At 42.9% G+C, this 18192-nt stretch carries 16 protein-coding genes; 12 read left to right on the top strand and 4 right to left on the bottom strand.

Annotation, left to right across the window (positions count from 1 at the left end; translation table 11 throughout):
* Nucleotides 1–154 precede the first annotated feature (154 nt).
* Together speA and speB are read left to right on the top strand one after the other, a co-directional pair.
* On the top strand, nt 155–2065 hold the full coding sequence (speA, locus tag AC2VOY_RS03165; RefSeq protein WP_491832194.1) for a biosynthetic arginine decarboxylase: 1911 nt from the start codon (nt 155–157) through the stop codon (nt 2063–2065).
* 12 nt (nt 2066–2077) lie between these two features.
* Nucleotides 2078–2998, top strand: a complete 921-nt coding sequence (speB, locus tag AC2VOY_RS03160; protein WP_491832193.1) for an agmatinase — start codon at nt 2078–2080, stop codon at nt 2996–2998.
* A 128-nt stretch (nt 2999–3126) separates the two neighbouring features.
* Here speB and AC2VOY_RS03155 read toward each other — a convergent pair whose 3' ends face one another.
* Entirely contained in the window at nt 3127–3432 is a 306-nt protein-coding gene (locus AC2VOY_RS03155; protein ID WP_491832192.1) for a DUF3301 domain-containing protein, read from the bottom strand.
* A 10-nt stretch (nt 3433–3442) separates the two neighbouring features.
* A complete protein-coding gene (locus tag AC2VOY_RS03150) occupies nt 3443–4534 on the bottom strand; it encodes a DUF3549 family protein (protein ID WP_491832191.1) in 1092 nt (363 codons plus the stop codon).
* Nucleotides 4535–4623: 89 nt separating this feature from the next.
* Between AC2VOY_RS03150 and AC2VOY_RS03145 the strand changes: the two genes are divergently transcribed.
* Nucleotides 4624–4944, top strand: coding sequence for a YqcC family protein (locus AC2VOY_RS03145; protein ID WP_491832190.1), 321 nt, complete (start codon nt 4624–4626; stop codon nt 4942–4944).
* Nucleotides 4945–5015: 71 nt separating this feature from the next.
* Complete coding sequence (gene truC / locus AC2VOY_RS03140; RefSeq protein WP_491832189.1) at nt 5016–5795, top strand: tRNA pseudouridine(65) synthase TruC; 780 nt, start codon at nt 5016–5018, stop codon at nt 5793–5795.
* 151 nt (nt 5796–5946) lie between these two features.
* Here truC and glnD read toward each other — a convergent pair whose 3' ends face one another.
* Both glnD and map read right to left on the bottom strand, forming a co-directional pair.
* Entirely contained in the window at nt 5947–8562 is a 2616-nt protein-coding gene (gene glnD / locus AC2VOY_RS03135) for a bifunctional uridylyltransferase/uridylyl-removing protein GlnD (protein WP_491832188.1), read from the bottom strand.
* Between the two features lie 309 nt (nt 8563–8871).
* Nucleotides 8872–9720 (bottom strand): type I methionyl aminopeptidase, encoded by an 849-nt coding sequence (map, locus tag AC2VOY_RS03130; protein WP_491832187.1) that lies wholly within the window; start codon nt 9718–9720, stop codon nt 8872–8874.
* 339 nt (nt 9721–10059) lie between these two features.
* Here map and rpsB point away from each other — a divergent pair, with 339 nt between their 5' ends.
* The 8 genes from rpsB to rseP all read left to right on the top strand — a co-directional run bounded on the left by rpsB (nt 10060) and on the right by rseP (nt 18172).
* Nucleotides 10060–10791 (top strand): 30S ribosomal protein S2, encoded by a 732-nt coding sequence (rpsB, locus tag AC2VOY_RS03125; RefSeq protein ID WP_491832186.1) that lies wholly within the window; start codon nt 10060–10062, stop codon nt 10789–10791.
* Between the two features lie 176 nt (nt 10792–10967).
* A complete protein-coding gene (tsf, locus tag AC2VOY_RS03120) occupies nt 10968–11813 on the top strand; it encodes a translation elongation factor Ts (protein ID WP_491832185.1) in 846 nt (281 codons plus the stop codon).
* A gap of 313 nt (nt 11814–12126) precedes the next feature.
* The gene (pyrH, locus tag AC2VOY_RS03115) at nt 12127–12858 is read left to right on the top strand and encodes a UMP kinase (protein WP_491832184.1); all 732 of its coding nucleotides are present in this window, start codon (nt 12127–12129) and stop codon (nt 12856–12858) included.
* A 114-nt stretch (nt 12859–12972) separates the two neighbouring features.
* The gene (frr, locus tag AC2VOY_RS03110) at nt 12973–13530 is read left to right on the top strand and encodes a ribosome recycling factor (RefSeq protein WP_491832183.1); all 558 of its coding nucleotides are present in this window, start codon (nt 12973–12975) and stop codon (nt 13528–13530) included.
* Between the two features lie 234 nt (nt 13531–13764).
* Entirely contained in the window at nt 13765–14544 is a 780-nt protein-coding gene (gene uppS, locus AC2VOY_RS03105) for an undecaprenyl pyrophosphate synthase (RefSeq protein ID WP_491832182.1), read from the top strand.
* 1 nt (nt 14545) lies between these two features.
* Nucleotides 14546–15391, top strand: coding sequence for a phosphatidate cytidylyltransferase (locus AC2VOY_RS03100; RefSeq protein WP_491832181.1), 846 nt, complete (start codon nt 14546–14548; stop codon nt 15389–15391).
* A gap of 178 nt (nt 15392–15569) precedes the next feature.
* A complete protein-coding gene (gene ispC / locus AC2VOY_RS03095; RefSeq protein WP_491832180.1) occupies nt 15570–16817 on the top strand; it encodes a 1-deoxy-D-xylulose-5-phosphate reductoisomerase in 1248 nt (415 codons plus the stop codon).
* Nucleotides 16814–18172 (top strand): sigma E protease regulator RseP, encoded by a 1359-nt coding sequence (rseP, locus tag AC2VOY_RS03090; RefSeq protein ID WP_491832179.1) that lies wholly within the window; start codon nt 16814–16816, stop codon nt 18170–18172. Before ispC ends, rseP begins: the two co-directional genes overlap by 4 nt.
* The last annotated feature ends 20 nt before the right edge of the window (nt 18173–18192 follow it).

The following is an 18192-nucleotide window of genomic DNA, read 5'->3' as shown; positions in this document are numbered from 1 at the left end:
CGGCAATAAAAATTTTTATATTTTTTGGATTTAAAATATTTATCGTCGATTAAAAATTATCTTGTTGGACTTGAAAGGTTTTTTATCAGTTAATGCAACCTATTCAAGGCGCACTCTGGCGCTGATTATCCGCTGATTACTATGAGGAAAGAGAGTGGAAAATACCTTAGATCTTGCTGTTGTGAATGCGACTTATAATGTCAAACACTGGAGCCAAGGGTTTTACGGCATTAATGAACAAGGTGAGATGTATGTTGCGCCTTGTGCTAAGCAGCAAAATATCCAATTGCCGCTAACAAAAATTGCTAAAGCGATAGAAGAAAAGGGCATGAGTTTGCCTGTTTTAGTACGTTTTCCACAAATTTTACAAACCCGTGTGCATCACGTTTGTGCGGCGTTTAATCAGGCGATAGAAGAAGCCGATTATCAAAATAAATATTTGTTGGTCTATCCAATTAAGGTGAACCAGCAAAAAGAAGTGGTCGATGCGATTTTAGAGAGCCAAAAAGATCTCGAAGTGAAGCAACTTGGCCTTGAAGCCGGCAGTAAAGCTGAACTGTTAGCTGTGCTTGCAATGGCGCAGCATGCAAGTTCTGTGATTGTGTGTAATGGGTATAAAGATAGCGAATACATTCGCTTAGCTTTGATTGGTGAAAAGCTTGGACACCAAGTTTATATCGTTTTAGAAAAGCTTTCTGAGCTAGATTTAGTATTAAAAGAAGCCAAAGATTTAAATGTCACGCCGCGTATTGGTTTGCGTGCACGCCTAGCATCACAAGGTGTTGGTAAATGGCAATCAAGCGGTGGTGAAAAGTCTAAATTTGGCTTATCAGCTGCGCAAGTGCTGCAAGTGGTTGAAAAGCTTAAAGCTCAAGACAAACTTGATTACTTACAATTGGTGCATTTCCACTTAGGTTCACAAATGGCAAATATTCGCGATGTGCGCCAGGGCGTGAGTGAGTCAGCGCGTTTTTATTGTGAGCTTCGCGCATTAGGCGCACCACTGAAAATTATGGATGTGGGCGGCGGCTTAGCCGTGGATTATGACGGCACACGTAGCCAATCAGACAGTTCAATGAACTATAGCTTGGCAGAGTATGCGCGTAATATCGTGGTTAGCATTGCTGCAATTTGCGATCGCTACCAACAGCCGCATCCGCTGGTGATTTCTGAGTCTGGACGTGCATTAACTGCGCACCATGCTGTTTTGATCACGAATGTGATTGGCACTGAATCTTACCAAGTGGAAGAAGTTGCAGAGCTTCCTGCGCAAGGTGATATTGTGCTTGAGCAAATGTGGCAGAACTGGCAAAGATTGCAAAATGGCTATGATGATCGCGCACTGATTGAGATTTATAACGACACCCAAAGTGACTTAGCTGAAGTGCATTCACTCTTTGCGGCAGGCGTTTTGAACCTGCATCAAAGAGCATGGGCTGAGCAAATTAGCTTGCGTATTCAATATGAGTTATGCAAGCAATTGGATGCGAAAAATAAATTCCATCGCCCAATTATTGATGCATTAAACAGTAAGTTAGCGCAAAAGCTATTTGTGAACTTTTCTTTGTTCCAATCATTGCCAGATGCGTGGGGGATCAACCAAGTCTTTCCTGTGATGCCTTTGTCTCAGCTAAATAAAGCCGATCAAGGCCGCGCAGTGATTTTAGATATTACGTGTGATTCAGATGGCGCGATTGAGCAATATGTTGACGGTCAAGGCATTGAATCAAGTTTGCCTGTGCCTAAATGGGATGCGCAAGATCCGTATTTAGTCGGCTTTTTCCTAGTCGGTGCATACCAAGAGATTTTGGGTGATATGCATAACTTGTTTGGTGATACAGATTGCGCGAGCGTGGTGCTTGATGCGCAAGGTGAGCACCAAATTATTGCGACCAATGTGGGCGACAGTGTTGAGCAAATGCTGGAATATGTGCACCTTGATGTAGAAGAAATTCGCCAAACTTATCAAAGCCTTGTGCTAGATAAAGTAGAGCCAAGCTTACAAGACCAAGTGTTGAATGAATTATTGCAAGGTCTTGTGGGTTACACCTATATGGAAGCTTAATCTTAGGTTATTGTGAATAAAATAATGACAATTGATAACTCTTTATATTCAAATGCGCGTAACTTTTTGCGCGCACCGTTTTGCGAAAACCCAGCGCAAAGTGATGCAGACTTAGTGATTTTAGGTGTGCCGTTTGACTTGGCTACCACAGGTCGCCCTGGTGCGCGTTTAGGCCCTGATGCGATCCGCAGTGCTTCTGTGCATTTAGCATGGGAAGGGGCGAAATACCCGTGGCGCTTTGATTTAACGCAAAAGATGAAGTTAGTCGATGCTGGGGATTTGATCTTTGCTACGGGTGATGCGCAAGATATGGCGAGCAAACTTGAAGCGCAGGCGAGTGAGATTCTCGATGCAGGCAAGACGCTGTTGAGCTTAGGTGGGGATCACTTTATTAGTTTGCCATTGCTGCGCGCACATGCGAAAAAGTTTGGCAAAATGGCATTGATTCACTTTGATGCGCATACAGATACTTATCCGCATGGCAGCAAGTTTGATCACGGCACTATGTTTTATCATGCGCCAAAAGAAGGTTTGATTGATCCTAAGCATTCATTGCAAATTGGGATCCGCACTGATTTTAATCGTGATAAGCATAGCTTTGAGGTGATTGACGGCAGCCAAGCAAACCAATTGTCGGCAGATGAGATAGCGCAGCAAATCAAAGCCGTTGCAGGGGATTTACCTGTGTATTTGACCTTTGATATTGATTGCCTTGATCCAGCATTTGCGCCGGGAACAGGTACACCTGTGTGTGGCGGGATCACCAGTGATAAAGCGCTGAATATTATCCGCAGCCTAAAAGATATTAACCTTGTTGGCATGGATGTGGTAGAAGTCTCGCCGGCTTATGATCACGCGCAAATTACCGCCCTTGCAGGTGCAAGCATCGGACTTGAGCTGATGTATCTGTGGGCAAGTTTGCAACAAAAGTAAATTCTGACTCTTTGAGACAGTAAACGCTGTTGCAACGTCAAGGATGACGAATATAAACTAAGCCACTGCATTGATTGTATAGCCATCCAATCGTGCAGTGGCTTTTTTATTGCCTAATAGCTAGGCTGTTAATCGATCATGCGATATGGCGGAATATAAAACTGCTTGGCAAAGCCACCTTGCATCAAGAGCCTGCCTTGATAGTAATCCTCACCCGTGACAGAAAATTCAAACATATACATCGCATGTAAGGCAAATTTTCCATCTGGGCGACGCAGTCCATATTTATGCAAAGAGGTTGAGAGTAGCTGTAGCCCTAATGCTTTGCACTTGTGCTCAATCGCCACTTTTGCCATTTCAGATTGTTTGCGATGTTGCCAAAAAATAAGGCAAATGCACACCACAACTAAAATCAGTAATAAATCGTATATCACATTGCTACCTTTAGTTTGTTTGCTGCTTGGCTTTGGTTTGTTGCATTAAGCTGACCAAAGCGGCTTCAAGTTCGGGCGTGGCTGGCGAGTTTAAAAGTGGCAAAAACACCATTCTAAGTTTTGGGATCATCACTAAGTCGGCAAACACTTGGTTAAATAAATCTTGCTCACCGCTTTGGGCTAATCGGGTTAAAAATAGGTTTGCAAGGTTTTGATCTTCTAAGCAATCCCAACTTCTGCCAGCAATCGCAATTAAAACTTCACGGTGCGCTAAAAGCTCAGATGAAAGTACCTTTCTGACGACTTGGGTTAAGCATTCTTGATGACTGGCGAGCGCACGCACATAGGCTGCGAGTAAGAAAATATCACAGGTATCTTGCTCGATTTCGCTATTTGCCAACTGGCTAAGTTTTTGCGCGATAGTCTCTGGCAATTCGCAATGCTCCAGTGCGCCAAGCAGAGCATACAGCGCAGGTTGAAGGCTTGCATCTTGAGACAGCCAAGTTAGAGACTTATAGATATGCGCCTTGTTATTATCTTGCGCTAAACGCGTGCACACATCCGTGATCCCTTGCAGGCCAAGTGATTGCCAGTTCTGAGCTAGGGTAGCCTGGGCAAAATATTGCTGGGCTGCATGATAATAGCTAGAGGGCATTTGCTTTAACATCACTGAGACTTGGCTATGAAAGCTTGCCAGTTTATCTTCAGTTGGCTTAAAGGTATAAGGGTTATCCGCTAGTTGCTGCTCTTCTTCTTCCGAGATATTCGCGCCAAGTTGCACGCCTAAAGCTGCCGTCACATAACGCAGGAAGTTTCCAATATCGGATTGATTAAAAAGGCCGCGCTCATCTAGTGGGAATTTTAAAAACCAGATCCAAGGTTGAATGCTTGCTGCGCTATGTGTTTGCGAATCATCTTGCTGCCAATAAACAATCGCAAGGCTAGCGTGGCGCTGCATTGGGAAAGGGTAGGGCAAGGCAGCTTTTTCGACTTCAAGAAAAGTCTTTTTATCTAGCTTTTGTACGCGACGGCTTAAATCAAAGACTTCAAAGTGACAGCCACTTTTGGCAAAAAGTTGACTAAGGTTATAAATGGCATCCATATCTTGGTATCTCAAATTAGCTAAAAATTTTAATTTTAAAAATGAACTTGGTGTATTCTATACCAATTTAGCGATGAAATTCTTGAAATATGCCAAATACAAATCAAAATCAAGCAATTGACAGTCAAATAGCTGCACTTGAAGCTAAGTTGCGCGCATTAAACTTATGGGAAGAGCGTGCGCCAAGTGAGTCTGCGCTTTTGAGCACTCAGCCTTTTGCGCTTGATACCTTAACCCCAACCCAATGGCTGCAATGGATTTTTATTCCCAAAATGACGCAAATGTTAGCTTCTGGAAATCCTCTTCCAAGCCTTGAAATAAGCCCTTATTTTGAAGAAGCCTTGAAGGTTGAAGCCTACAAAGATGCCTTATTGGCTGAGATTTATGCGTTAGAAAAAACACTTAAATAGAAGAACGAAGCGCTGTGGTGTAAGAAAATAAATGCAAAACAGCATATGCCTGATTTAAAAAGAAGCGAAACATGTCAGAAGAAGATTTAATCAACGAAGCAACACCTAGCATTGAACTTGAAATTATTTATCAAGATGAGTACCTGATAGCGGTGAACAAACCTGCCGGCATGCTGGTGCATAGATCTTGGCTTGATCGCCACGAAACTCAATTTGTGATGCAAACCTTGCGCGATCAAATCGGTCAACACGTCTTTCCGCTGCATCGCTTAGATAGGCCAACCTCTGGTGTGTTGTTGTTTGCTTTGTCATCCGAGGTCGCCAAAACCTGTGCGCCACTTTTTTCTGAGCATAATATTGAAAAAACCTACTACGCGATTGTGCGCGGCTGGCTTGAAGAGGGCGGGCGTTTGGATTATCCGCTGAAAAAAGAGCGTGATAAGGTAGCCGATAAACATGCTAGCCTTGAAGAGAATATCCAAGAAGCGATCACAGACTATCAGCCACTTGCCAAAGTTGAATTGCCGTATTCGACCGGCCGTTTCCCAACCACACGCTTTAGTTTGGTGGAAATGAAGCCGCTAACAGGGCGCAAGCACCAATTGCGTCGTCATATGGCGCACTTAAGACATCCAATTATTGGCGATACTTCGCATGGTGATGGCAAGCAAAATAAGATTTTCCGTGATCACCTTGATGCAAGACGTTTAATGTTGCATGCAGCGTCTTTATCTTTTGTTCATCCGATAACCGAAGAAAAGATAGAAATCAAAGCCGGTTTTGATGAGATTTGGCAGCGCTTGATGACAGAATTTGGTTGGGATCTGGCATCATTAGATTTGTTGAAATAACAGCTGAGACTTATTGCAATCAAAACTTAAGCTTGTTGGAGCAAAGTCTTGTTGGAGTAAAGCAATACGCATGAAAAAGCCAGTGGCAAAGGATTAAACATGATCTTTGGCACTGACTTAGTTTATTGTCCGCTGACGCTGACGCTAACGCTTACATTTCTAATTCTTCATCTATCTCAGCTTTAAGTTTCGCCGTGATGGCTGCTTCTTCTTCCTCAGATAAACGCCCACCTTCAGGGGAGGTTAGAATAAAGAAATCCTCTGCTTTTTCACCAATAGTCGTGATTTTTGCGCCATGCAAACTTAAATCTAATTGACCAAAACAATCGCTTATTTTTGCCAGTAAACCCGGAGAGTCCAAGGCAACTAACTCCATCACGCTGCGTTTAGCTGTGCGCTGAGGTAAGAACTCAATTTTAGTTTTCACCTTAAAGTGCTGCAATTGACGTGGCGGACGACGGGTACGCTCGCTTGGTTGACTCTCACCGTCTAAAATTGCTTCCAACTGTTTTTTTAGTTGTGCATGGCGAAACTCATCGATTTGCTCACCAGATTGATCAAGCACGATAAAGGTATCAATCGCGTAATCATCCTTGCTGGTCATGATTTGTGCATCGTGAATCGACAGACTACGGCGATCGAGCTCTGCAGCAATAATCGCAAATAAACGCGGCTTATCTTTGGTATAGACAAAAATTTCAGTGCCGCCTCGGGTCACATCTTTATTTAAAATCACCAAGGACTTATCTTGATTTGCCTTCTCTTTGAGATGATTGAGTAAATGGCTACTGTGCCAAGCAATTTGCTGGTGAGTATGGCGCAAGAAGTAATCCGCCTTAAAGCGCTTCCATAATAATTCGATTTCACGCGGGCTAAAGTTTTCTTTACGTAGATCCGCGCTTGCCATTTGTTGGTTATGACGAATTTTAGCGCGTACATCCACTGGGTGCTCAAGGCCGCGGCGCAAAGCTCTTTGGGTGGAGTAATAAAGCTCGGCAAGAAGAGTACGTTTCCAGCTGTTCCAAAGCTCAGGGTTGGTTGCGCAAATATCTGCCACAGTTAAGCACACCAAGTGATCCAGATACTCTTCATCTTTGACGAGACTTGCAAACTCAGTGATGACTTCCGGATCATAAATATCACGGCGCTGGGCGGTCACAGACATTAATAAATGGTGACGCACCAGCCAACTGACTAGTTTTGCTTCAGGGGTTGGCAGGCCATGTTCAATACAAAAATCATAAGCTTCGGTACAGCCAAGCAAGGAGTGATCGCCACCACGACCTTTGGCGATATCATGGAAAATCGCGGCAATGGTCAAAAGGTGCGGTTTGGCTAAGCGCGGGTAAACATCGCAGCAAATCGGGTGCTTGTCGATATTGGCTTCGTCGGCAAAGGTGTTGATGTGCTTGAGCATGCGCATGGTGTGTTCATCCACTGTGTAAACATGGAAGAGGTCAAACTGCATTTGCCCCACAATCTGACTCCACTGCGGCAAATAAGTCGAAAACACGCCCAAACGGTGCATTAATGGGAAAGCCTTACTTAATGCATTCGGGTGGCAACACAGCGCCATAAATTTTTCGCGGGCTTGTGGAATATCATGCAAGAAGCGGTTAATGCGGCGACGCGCTGTACGCAGCTGACGAATAGTTGGCGGTGAAATGCCTTCAATCTCAGGAATTTGTGCTATGTGCAAAAAGACATCCAAAATGGTTTCAGGACGGGCTTGGAATAAAGCTGGTTTACGCGCCTCAATCAAACTGCCAACACGTTGAAAATCATCATTAATAATTTGCGCTTGAGGCAGTGAACCTTGGGAAAAGATTTCACGATCAAATAATTTAAGCAGCATGGTATTTAGCTCAATCACGCGACCTAAGGTGCGGTAAAATGCCTTCATCATGCGCTCTATCGGTTGGTTGTATTCACCGGTAAAACCAAGCGCTTGTGCCACTTGTAGCTGATGCCCAAAAGTCAGACGGTTATCGTAGCGCTTTAATTGCAAGTGCAGAGCAAAGCGGATTTGCCATAAAAAGTTTTGGCACTCGAGGAGCTCGCGGTATTCAGCATCAGTTAAAAAGCCAGCGTAACTCATCTCTTTTAAGGTGGAGGCATCAAAATGACGACGCGCGACCCAGTTTAACGTATGAATATCACGCAAACCGCCAGGGCTAGACTTGATATCCGGCTCAAGGTTATACGCAGTATTATTAAAGCGTGCATGGCGAGCCTTTTGCTCTTCGACTTTGGCTTTAAAAAAGACTTGGCTTGGCCAGAAGTCATCTTGATGAATCGCTTGGATTAATAAGTCATAGCCTTTTTCACAGCCACAAATTAGACGTGCTTCTTGCAGGTTGGTCGCAACGGTTAAATCATCTTTGCCCACTTCCACGCATTCAGCAATGGTGCGCACGCTATGCCCAACTTCAAGGCGCAAGTCCCACATTAAAGTGATCAGTTGGCTAATCGCTTCTTTATGTGGCGCATCAAGTTCCACTTTGGATAAGATTAAAATGTCGATATCGGAGAGAGGGTGCAATTCTGCACGACCATAACCACCGACCGCAATTAAAGATAAGTTGTCGACTTTATCAAAGCCATAATGCTTCCACAGATCGGTTAAAAGGTTATCGATGAAATAGGCACGTTCAAGGACGAGTTTGGTGATATCTTCTTGGTCGAAAAAAGCTTGCTTTTGCGTTTGATAAAAATCGTCGAGTTGTTGCTTTAAGGCTTGAATGTCAGGGGAGGCGACTTGAGTCATGCTTGCTTCCTTGCAAAAAATAGATTTAGCTCATCTTACTTTTTTTGACAAGAAAAACCAAATACTTGTTATAAGGGTATTTAGTTAAAGTGGCGGCAAAAAAATAGGTTTATACTCTTCATACTTGAAGTTGCAACTGCGTTAACTGCACTGCTTCGCCCTAGTCACATATTTTTATATGCTCCTAGGGTCTCATCGTTTGTTGCCTTGCTGCAACTCCAATTATTTTGAGTATATATCAATCAGGGATGATGGAATAACCCAGCCCAAAGATATAAACCTATTTGCAGTACGCTTAGTGATTTTCGATTAAGCGTTGACTAAAAATCTTGGCAGTGTTTCTTCTTCACGTAGCGTCAAGATTTCACAACCATTTTTGGTCACAACAATTGTATGCTCCCACTGCGCAGAGTTTTTACCGTCCGCTGTGTACACAGTCCAGTTGTCTTCTGCATCATTGATACAACCAAATTTACCTGCGTTAATCATTGGCTCAACCGTAAAAATCATCCCTTCTTTTAGAACAGTGCGATCATTATTACGGTAGTGAACGATTTGCGGTTCAGCATGGAACTCAGTGCCAATGCCGTGACCACAATAATCTTTCACGATAGAGAATTTAGCGCGTGGGTTATTTTTGTTGTTGGTCTTGATGTATTTTTCAATCGCCGTGCCAATCTCACCAAGTTGCGCACCTGGTTTAACTTTTTTCAGGCCAACATAAAGGCTTTCTTGCGCTACCATACACAAACGACGATCCGCAGGCGCTACATCACCAATCAGGAACATCTTTGAAGTATCACCGTGATAACCATCTTTTGTGATCACAGTAATATCAATATTTAGAATATCACCATCTTTTAGCACTGCAGGTTTTAACATGCCGTTTGCACCTTGCTCATCTTGGCTCGCAGGGATGCCGTGACAGATGATGTGGTTGATAGAGGTGCAGATAGATTTAGGATAACCATGATAGTTTAGTGGTGCAGGCGTTGTGCCTTGCTCGTTTTGCATATAGTCATAGCAAATACGATCTAATTCTTCAGTGGTTACGCCAGCTTTGACATGCGGCTGGATCATTTCTAAAACTTCAGCGGCCAGCTTACCAGCGAGGCGCATTTTTTCGATTTCTTCAGGGGTATTGATTTTGATAGACATAAAACTTGGCTTCATTTGATGATGAATGAACTTGGTATTTTAAGCCTAGGCTTTGTTATTAGCAATGAAAATTACTCTCAACCGATAAAACTTACAATTTCTACTAGCTATTTACCCGTAAAGTATGGTATAAAACGCCCCGATTTGATGCAAGTTCTCTTCATTTCTTGAAATGGCGAAGCTTGTTGTTAAATCACTCATATTATTTTTTAAATCACACACATTTCGAGACCTGTTCCGGGGTGCTCCTTTTCTTCTTTTATAAGCACTTATAAAGATAGAGAAATGCGAGTCGGTAACATGGGAAATGTGGAGGCCTAACCCCAAGAGGATTATATAATGGCAACTGTATCAATGCGCGATATGCTTAAAGCTGGTGTTCACTTTGGTCACCAAACTCGTTACTGGAACCCAAAAATGAAGCCATTCATCTTTGGCGCTCGTAACAAAGTTCATATCATCAACCTAGAAAAAACAGTTCCTATGTTCAACGATGCGCTAGCTGAGCTAAGCAAAATCGGTGAGCGTAAAGGTAAAGTACTTTTCGTTGGTACTAAACGTGCTGCTTCTGAAGCAGTAAAAGACGCTGCTATCCAATGCGACCAGTTCTACGTGAACAACCGTTGGTTAGGTGGTATGTTGACTAACTTCAAAACAGTTCGTCAATCTATCAAACGTCTAAAAGACCTTGAAGCGCAATCTCAAGACGGCACTTTCGAAAAACTAACTAAGAAAGAAGCCCTAATGCGTACTCGTGAAATGGAAAAACTAGAGAAATCTCTAGGCGGTATCAAAAACATGAATGGCCTACCTGACGCGCTATTCGTAATCGATGCTGACCACGAGCACATCGCAGTTAAAGAAGCGAACAACCTAGGTATCCCTGTATTTGCTGTAGTTGATACTAACTCTGACCCAGATGGCGTTGATTTCGTTATCCCTGGTAACGACGATGCAATCCGCGCAGTACAACTTTACCTAAACGCTGCGGCACAAACTGTGTCTGAAGGCCGTAACAAAGACGTTGCAGCTGCAGCTGGCAAAGACGCTTTCGTTGAAGAAGCTGAATAATAGCTATACTTTATAATTAAGAAATTGTCTTCATCAAGGCTTCATGTATATGAGCTAATCTAGATGAAGAAAAGACTTGATGAGAATATAAAGGCATTCTTAATCTAAAGATAGCAATGGGGGCCTTAAATTGGCCCCTGTTTTTTACCTTTTTAAAATCAACTGAGGAATGAACCATGGCAACCGTAACTGCTGCCCTAGTTAAAGAACTGCGTGAGCGTACTGGCGCAGGCATGATGGAATGTAAAAAAGCACTTGTTGAAGCAAATGCTGACATCGAGCTAGCAATCGAAAACATGCGTAAAAGCGGCGCTGCTAAAGCTGCTAAAAAAGCGGGCAACGTTGCCGCTGAAGGTACTATCATCATCAAAGATGCAAGCGGTGTTGCTGCGCTAGTTGAAATCAACTGCCAAACTGACTTCGTTGCTAAAGATGCTGGTTTCCTTGCATTCGCAAACAAAGTAGCTGACGCTGCTCTTGCTGAGAAACTAGAAACTGAAGCACTTCAAGCTAAATTTGAAGAAGAGCGTATCGCTCTAGTTGCTAAGATCGGTGAGAACATCAACATCCGTCGCGTTCAATTCATCGAAGGTGCTGACATTGCTTCTTACCGTCACGGTGAGAAAATCGGTGTTGTTGTAGCAGGTTCTGGCGATGCTGAGACTCTAAAACACGTTGCTATGCACGTTGCTGCATCTCGTCCTGAGTATGTTAACCCAGAAGATGTTCCAGCTGAAGTTGTTGAAAAAGAAAAACAAGTTCAAGTTGAGATCGCGATGAACGAAGGCAAGCCTGCTGAAATCGCTGAGAAAATGGTTATCGGCCGCATGAAGAAATTCACGGGCGAAATCTCTCTAACTGGTCAAGCGTTCGTAATGGAACCTAAGAAAACTGTTGGCGAAATTCTTAAAGAGAAAGGCGCAACTGTTTCTAACTTCATCCGTCTAGAAGTTGGTGAAGGTATCGAGAAAGCTGCAGAAATGAGCTTTGCTGAAGAAGTAGCAGCAGTACAAAAAGGTTAATTCTTTTTTGTTTTGCTTCTAGATAAAAGGCCGTGGCAATGCTGCGGTCTTTTTGTGAGAGATGCTTTAGTATATTATATAAGCCAAAGTATCTAAATTAGAGAAATCTATCCTTTGTTTTATATCTGGTAATTAAACGGATATTACTAGGGATTGTATCAGCGGAGTAAAGGGCTGAGGTACATGGATGTACCGAATGAAGCGCCCAAGGATGGCTAGAGCGCCTTTACGCAGTCGATATAACCCTAGTAGTATCTTGCACATATATAATAAAGGATAAATTTCTTAACTCAGTGATAAAAAAGGTAACCACATGGCAACGAACCCTAAACCTGTATATCAACGTATCTTATTGAAACTTAGTGGTGAAGCACTCCAAGGCCCAGAAGGTTTTGGTATTGATCCAGCGGTTTTAGATCGCATGGCACAAGAAGTGAAAGAACTCATTGAGCTTGGTGTTCAAGTTGGTGTTGTGATCGGCGGTGGTAACCTTTTCCGTGGCGCAGGTCTTGCAGAAGCGGGCATGAACCGCGTTGTTGGCGATCATATGGGCATGCTTGCAACCGTGATGAACGGCCTTGCAATGCGTGATGCGCTACACCGTGCCTATGTAAATGCACGCGTGATGTCAGCGATCCCACTAAATGGCGTGTGTGATGACTACAATTGGGCAAATGCAATCAGCCAACTTCGTCAAGGTCGCGTTGTTATCTTCTCTGCTGGCACTGGTAACCCATTCTTCACAACCGACTCAGCAGCATGTTTACGTGGTATTGAAATCGAAGCAGATGTTGTTTTAAAAGCAACTAAAGTTGACGGTGTTTATGACGCTGATCCAGTCGCAAACCCAGAAGCAAAATTATATGATACACTTGACTACAATGATGTATTAGAGCAAGAGCTAAAAGTGATGGATCTAGCAGCCTTCACACTCGCGCGTGATCATAAAATGCCAATTCGTGTATTTAACATGAACAAACCAGGCGCACTACGTCGCGTAGTCATGGGCGAAGCTGAAGGCACATTGATCAGTAACTTTAAATAATCCCATTATTTTCGTTACCGATAGCTAAATTAGCTCACAACAACTTTAAATAATTAGCCACTTGGAATAGAATCTAAGTGTCTAATTTGGAATAAAAAGATAAGGGTAATCAAAGTGATTAACGAAATCAAAGCTGACGCTCAGTCGCGTATGGAAAAAAGTGTTGAAGCACTAAAAAACAACCTGTCTAAAATCCGTACAGGTCGTGCACACCCAAGCATTCTACAAAACATCAGCGTAGAGTATTATGGCGCGCCAACACCGCTAAACCAGCTTGCAAACATCGTTGCAGAAGACGCACGTACGCTTGCGATCACTGTCTTTGACAAAGAGCTAACGCCACTTGTCGAAAAAGCAATCATGAAGTCAGATCTTGGTCTAAACCCTATGTCTGCAGGTACTGTTATTCGCGTGCCACTTCCACCGCTAACAGAAGAGCGTCGTAAAGACCTTGTTAAAATCGTTCGCGCAGAAGCAGAAGGCGGCCGTGTAGCCGTTCGTAACATCCGTCGTGACGCAAATGGCGATCTAAAAGCTTTATTGAAAGATAAAGAAATCTCAGAAGATGAAGATCGTAAAGCACAAGACGAAGTACAAAAAATCACTGACGCTGCGATTAAAAACATTGATGAAGTGTTAGCAGTGAAAGAAAAAGAGTTAATGGAAGTTTAATCTTCAACCACCCAAGTCATTCCTTAGCTCGCTAATATATCACTTGGGTTGGTTCTCTTGGATAAACCAGAAGCGCTGCCAGACTGTTCAGCGCTTTTTTTATTGCTAAAGTTTAGGCTTTTCTTTATGGTTATAGCCATTATTCATTATGTTGAGAAGTTTTGCTTACACGCTTTGAGCTTATTCGCATGCTTTAAAGATATGCCAAACTAACACTTGCAAAGAAATATTTATATGTCTCATCCTGAAATTTCATCTCAAGATTTACCTAAGCACATTGCCGTGATTATGGATGGTAATGGTCGTTGGGCAAAAAAACGTCTAAAACCTCGCTTGTTTGGGCATCGCGCTGGTGTCAAAGCCGTACGCGAAACTTTAACCTGTGCAGCAAAACTTAAAATTCCAGCGATTACTTTATTTGCGTTTAGTAGTGAAAATTGGAAGCGCCCACAAGAAGAAGTTTCGGTTTTGATGGATTTATTTTTATCTGCATTGTCAAAAGAAGTGACTCGATTACATAAGAATAATTTAAAGCTTCAGATCATCGGTGATAAAACTAAGTTTAATCAAAAACTTCAAGATAAAATTTTAGAAGCTGAAAAGCTAACTGCGAACAATACGGGCACAGTGATCAATATTGCAGCCAATTACGGTGGCCAGTGGGATATCACACAAGCGGCGCAAAAGCTTGCGCAAGAAGTTGAGTCTGGAAAGTTGACGGCCAGTGATATCACAGAGGATGCGCTTAGCCAGCACTTATGCATGGCAGACTTACCGCCAGTTGATTTAATGATCCGCACCAGTGGAGAGCAGCGTATTAGTAACTTTATGCTGTGGCAAATGGCGTATGCTGAGCTGTATTTTACCGAAACCTTATGGCCTGATTTTAATGAAGAACAAATGCTAGAGGCGATAGGTTGGTTTGTTACACGTGAGCGCCGTTTTGGCTGTACAAGCGAGCAGTTGACTTCTTTAATGCAGCAAAACCAGCAGAATTTAGAGCAAGGAGCTTAACGTGAAGCAAAGAATTATCACAGCACTCATTTTGGCTCCAATAGTCGTCTTAGGTGTTTTTCTTCTTCCTTTGCAAATTTTTGCGATTGCAATAGCAGGGGTTAGCTGTTTAGGTTTTTGGGAGTGGACACAGTTCATTTCGCCAAATCGACGCAAAACCAATATGATCATGCCTTTGATTGCTTTATTAGCAACTTTTGTCTTTATACCTTTTGATACCCAAAGCTTGATTCAGATTCTGCCTGCACATATTGCTTTATGTGTGCTTGGTGTCATTTGGTGGCTTGCGGCGAGCTTGTTGGCACTTACTTATCCAAAATCTCAATATTTATGGGAAAATACAGAGCTCACGCGTAAAATCTTCGGCTTATTCGCCTTAATTCCATTTGTGTGGAGTGTGGTATTGCTACGCGGGGAAAATTACCTTACTGATGAATTTCATGGCGCGCGTTTAGTCTTATTTGTTTGCTTGTTGGTTTGGGCGGCTGACACAGGTGCATACTTTGTCGGTAAGTCTATTGGTAAGCGTAAAATGGCGCCAAATGTGAGTCCAAACAAAACCATTGAAGGTTTACTGGGTGGCGTGGTTTTATCTGTGATTATTGGTTTTGCCTGCTCAGCTTTGCTTGATATTCATTTTGAAAGCACATTAATGATGTTTGTGACCATAATCTTAACGGTTGTGATTTCAGTACTTGGCGATCTCGTTGAAAGTATGTTTAAGCGTGCAAGTGGCATTAAAGATAGTAGCCAGATGATCCCAGGTCATGGCGGGGTGCTTGATCGCATTGATAGTCTCATGGCGGCTTTCCCTGTCTTTGCCGTGCTTTACTTCTTCTGCCAATAGACAGTTTTTGATGACTAGTCTATTTTGTGGGTAAGAATAGTTTGTTTGAGAAACAATGTTTTTCAAGGGAACTATTTTTACCTTTTATGTTCGAATCTAGGTGCTGTGAGATAAGTATTTCGAGCAAATATCTAGATTGTTTCACGCACATCACCTTTTAGTTTAAATGTTGGAATCCATGCAAACAATTACCATTCTGGGCGCAACCGGCTCCATTGGCACAAGTACGCTAGCTGTTATTGCGCAAAATCCGCATGCTTATCAAGTCACAGCTTTAACTGCCGATTCAAATGTCGATAAGATGTTTGCATTGTGCCAGACATGGCAGCCTAAATATGCCGTCATGACAAATGAAAATGCTGCCGCTCAGTTGATGAATCGTCTTGCTAGTGTGGGAAGCCAAACTAAGGTTTACGCTGGCATTGAAGGTCAATGTCATGTTGCTAGCCTAGCAGAAGTCAAAATTGTGATGGCTGCAATTGTTGGCGCAGCGGGTTTGTTGCCAACTATGGCTGCAGTGAAAGCAGGCAAACGCATTTTACTTGCCAATAAAGAAGCTCTCGTGATGTCTGGTGAGCTTTTTATCAATGCGACCAAAGAGTATGGCGCGCAACTTTTACCTGTTGATAGTGAGCACAATGCAATTTTTCAATGCCTTGCGCCAGAACTTCAGCAAGACATTGGGCGTTGTGACTTAAGCGCACATGGTGTGTCACATATTTTACTGACAGGCTCTGGCGGCCCATTTCGCTACACAGATGTCAATGCACTAGAAGATGTCACGCCAGAAATGGCGATTGCGCATCCTAACTGGTCTATGGGACCTAAAATTTCAGTTGATTCTGCAACCATGATGAATAAAGGCTTAGAATTTATTGAAGCGAGATGGTTATTTAACGCCAAGCAAGATCAACTTAAAGTTTTAATCCATCCACAATCTGTGATCCATTCTATGGTCCAGTATCAAGATGGTTCGGTCATCGCGCAAATGGGCGAGCCGGATATGTGTACCCCAATCGCACATGCACTGGCATATCCTCAGCGTATTAATGCAGGTGTTTCGGCGCTCGATTTCACTAAGCTTTCAGAGCTAACCTTCCTTGAAGCAGACTTTAACCGTTATCCTTGCTTAAAATTAGCTATGGATGCTTGTTATATGAGCCAAGTGGCGACCACAAGTTTAAATGCAGCGAATGAAGTCGCTGTCGAAGCGTTTTTAAATCAAAAAATTAGCTTTAATCAGATAGCAAAAGTAAATGAAAGCGTGATGAATAAAGTAGCATCTAGCTCAATCCACCTTACCTCAGATTTAGTCGATTCAAATCAAATTGTCGGGATTAATCAAACGAATGACTTGGCATCTTTGCTTGAGATAGATAATATATCGAGAATTTATGCAAGTGAGGCACTAAAAGCGAACTTATGACAGGTATCTTGTGGAATTTAGCCTCCTTTGTGGTGGCACTAGGGATTTTAGTCGCTGTCCATGAGTTTGGTCACTTTTGGGTAGCGCGTCGCTGTGGCGTGAAAGTCGAAGAGTTTTCAATCGGTTTTGGTAAATCTTTGTATCAACGCCGTGGCAAAGATGGCACTTTATATAAGTTAGCACTGATCCCTCTTGGCGGTTATGTTAAAATGCTCGATTCGCGCCAAGGCGAAGTACTCGAAGCTGAAAAACATCTAGCATTTGATCATCAAAGCCTGACAAAACGCAGTGCAATCGTTGCAGCGGGGCCAATCTTTAATTTCCTATTTGCTATTTTTGCATATTGGGCAATCTTTGTGATGGGCCAACCGTCACTAAAACCTGTTATTGGTGAAGTGACGCCGAGTTCGATTGTCGCGCAGGCTGATATCAAAACGGGAATGGAAATTCGCTCGATTGCAGGCAATAAAACGCCTGATTGGGAAAGTGTCAATATGGCGCTAATCAGTCATATTGGTGATAAAACCCTTGCGCTTGAAGTTGCCTCTGCTGCTGAGATAGGTCAAACCGAACACAAAGTTTTAGATATTAGTCGTTGGCAGTTTGATCCTGAAAAAGACTCGGCAATGAAGACATTAGGCTTTGAACCATATCGCCCGCAAGTCTTCAATAAAGTAGCGATGGTTTCAGAAGATAGTGCTGCGAGTCGTGCTGGTTTTATCAAAGATGATGAAATTATAAGCATTAATGGCGAAAGCGTGGCAACATGGGAAGCTTTTGTTGAAATCGTTAAAGCGAGCCCGAACCAAGTTTTAGAGGTTGGGATTGAGCGTCAAGGCCAAGTATTGAGCTTAAACTTAACACCAGAAGCGAAAACACTCGATAACGGCGAAGTAATAGGGTATATCGGCTTAGCTCCAAGTGTTGGAGAGTGGCCTGAGTCATACATTTTTGAGCAAAAATTTGGCGTACTAGATGCTATTCCACAAGCGATAGACAAAACCGGGCAAGTGATCAGCGTGACCTTTAGTATGGTCAAAAAATTACTTACAGGTGATGTCGGAGTGCAAAACCTCAGTGGCCCAATTTCGATTGCTAAAGGCGCTGGCGCAACGGCAGATTACGGATTGATATCTTTCTTAGGTTTCTTGGCTTTAATTAGCGTAAACCTTGGGATCATGAACTTATTCCCTCTGCCTGTGTTAGATGGTGGGCATTTGCTATTTTTCGCTATTGAAGCGATTATTCGCCGCCCTGTGCCAGAGAAGATACAAGAATTCAGTTACCGCTTAGGGATGGCCGCTGTGTTATCTTTGATGTTTGTAGCCTTATTTAATGATTTTGCGCGTCTTTAACTCTCGCAAGATCACAGCTT

The sequence above is a fragment of the Vibrio sp. KMM 9700 genome (genome assembly GCF_058545285.1).
Note: the sequence above shows the minus strand (reverse complement) of the source record. Positions and strands in the feature narration are given on the sequence as shown.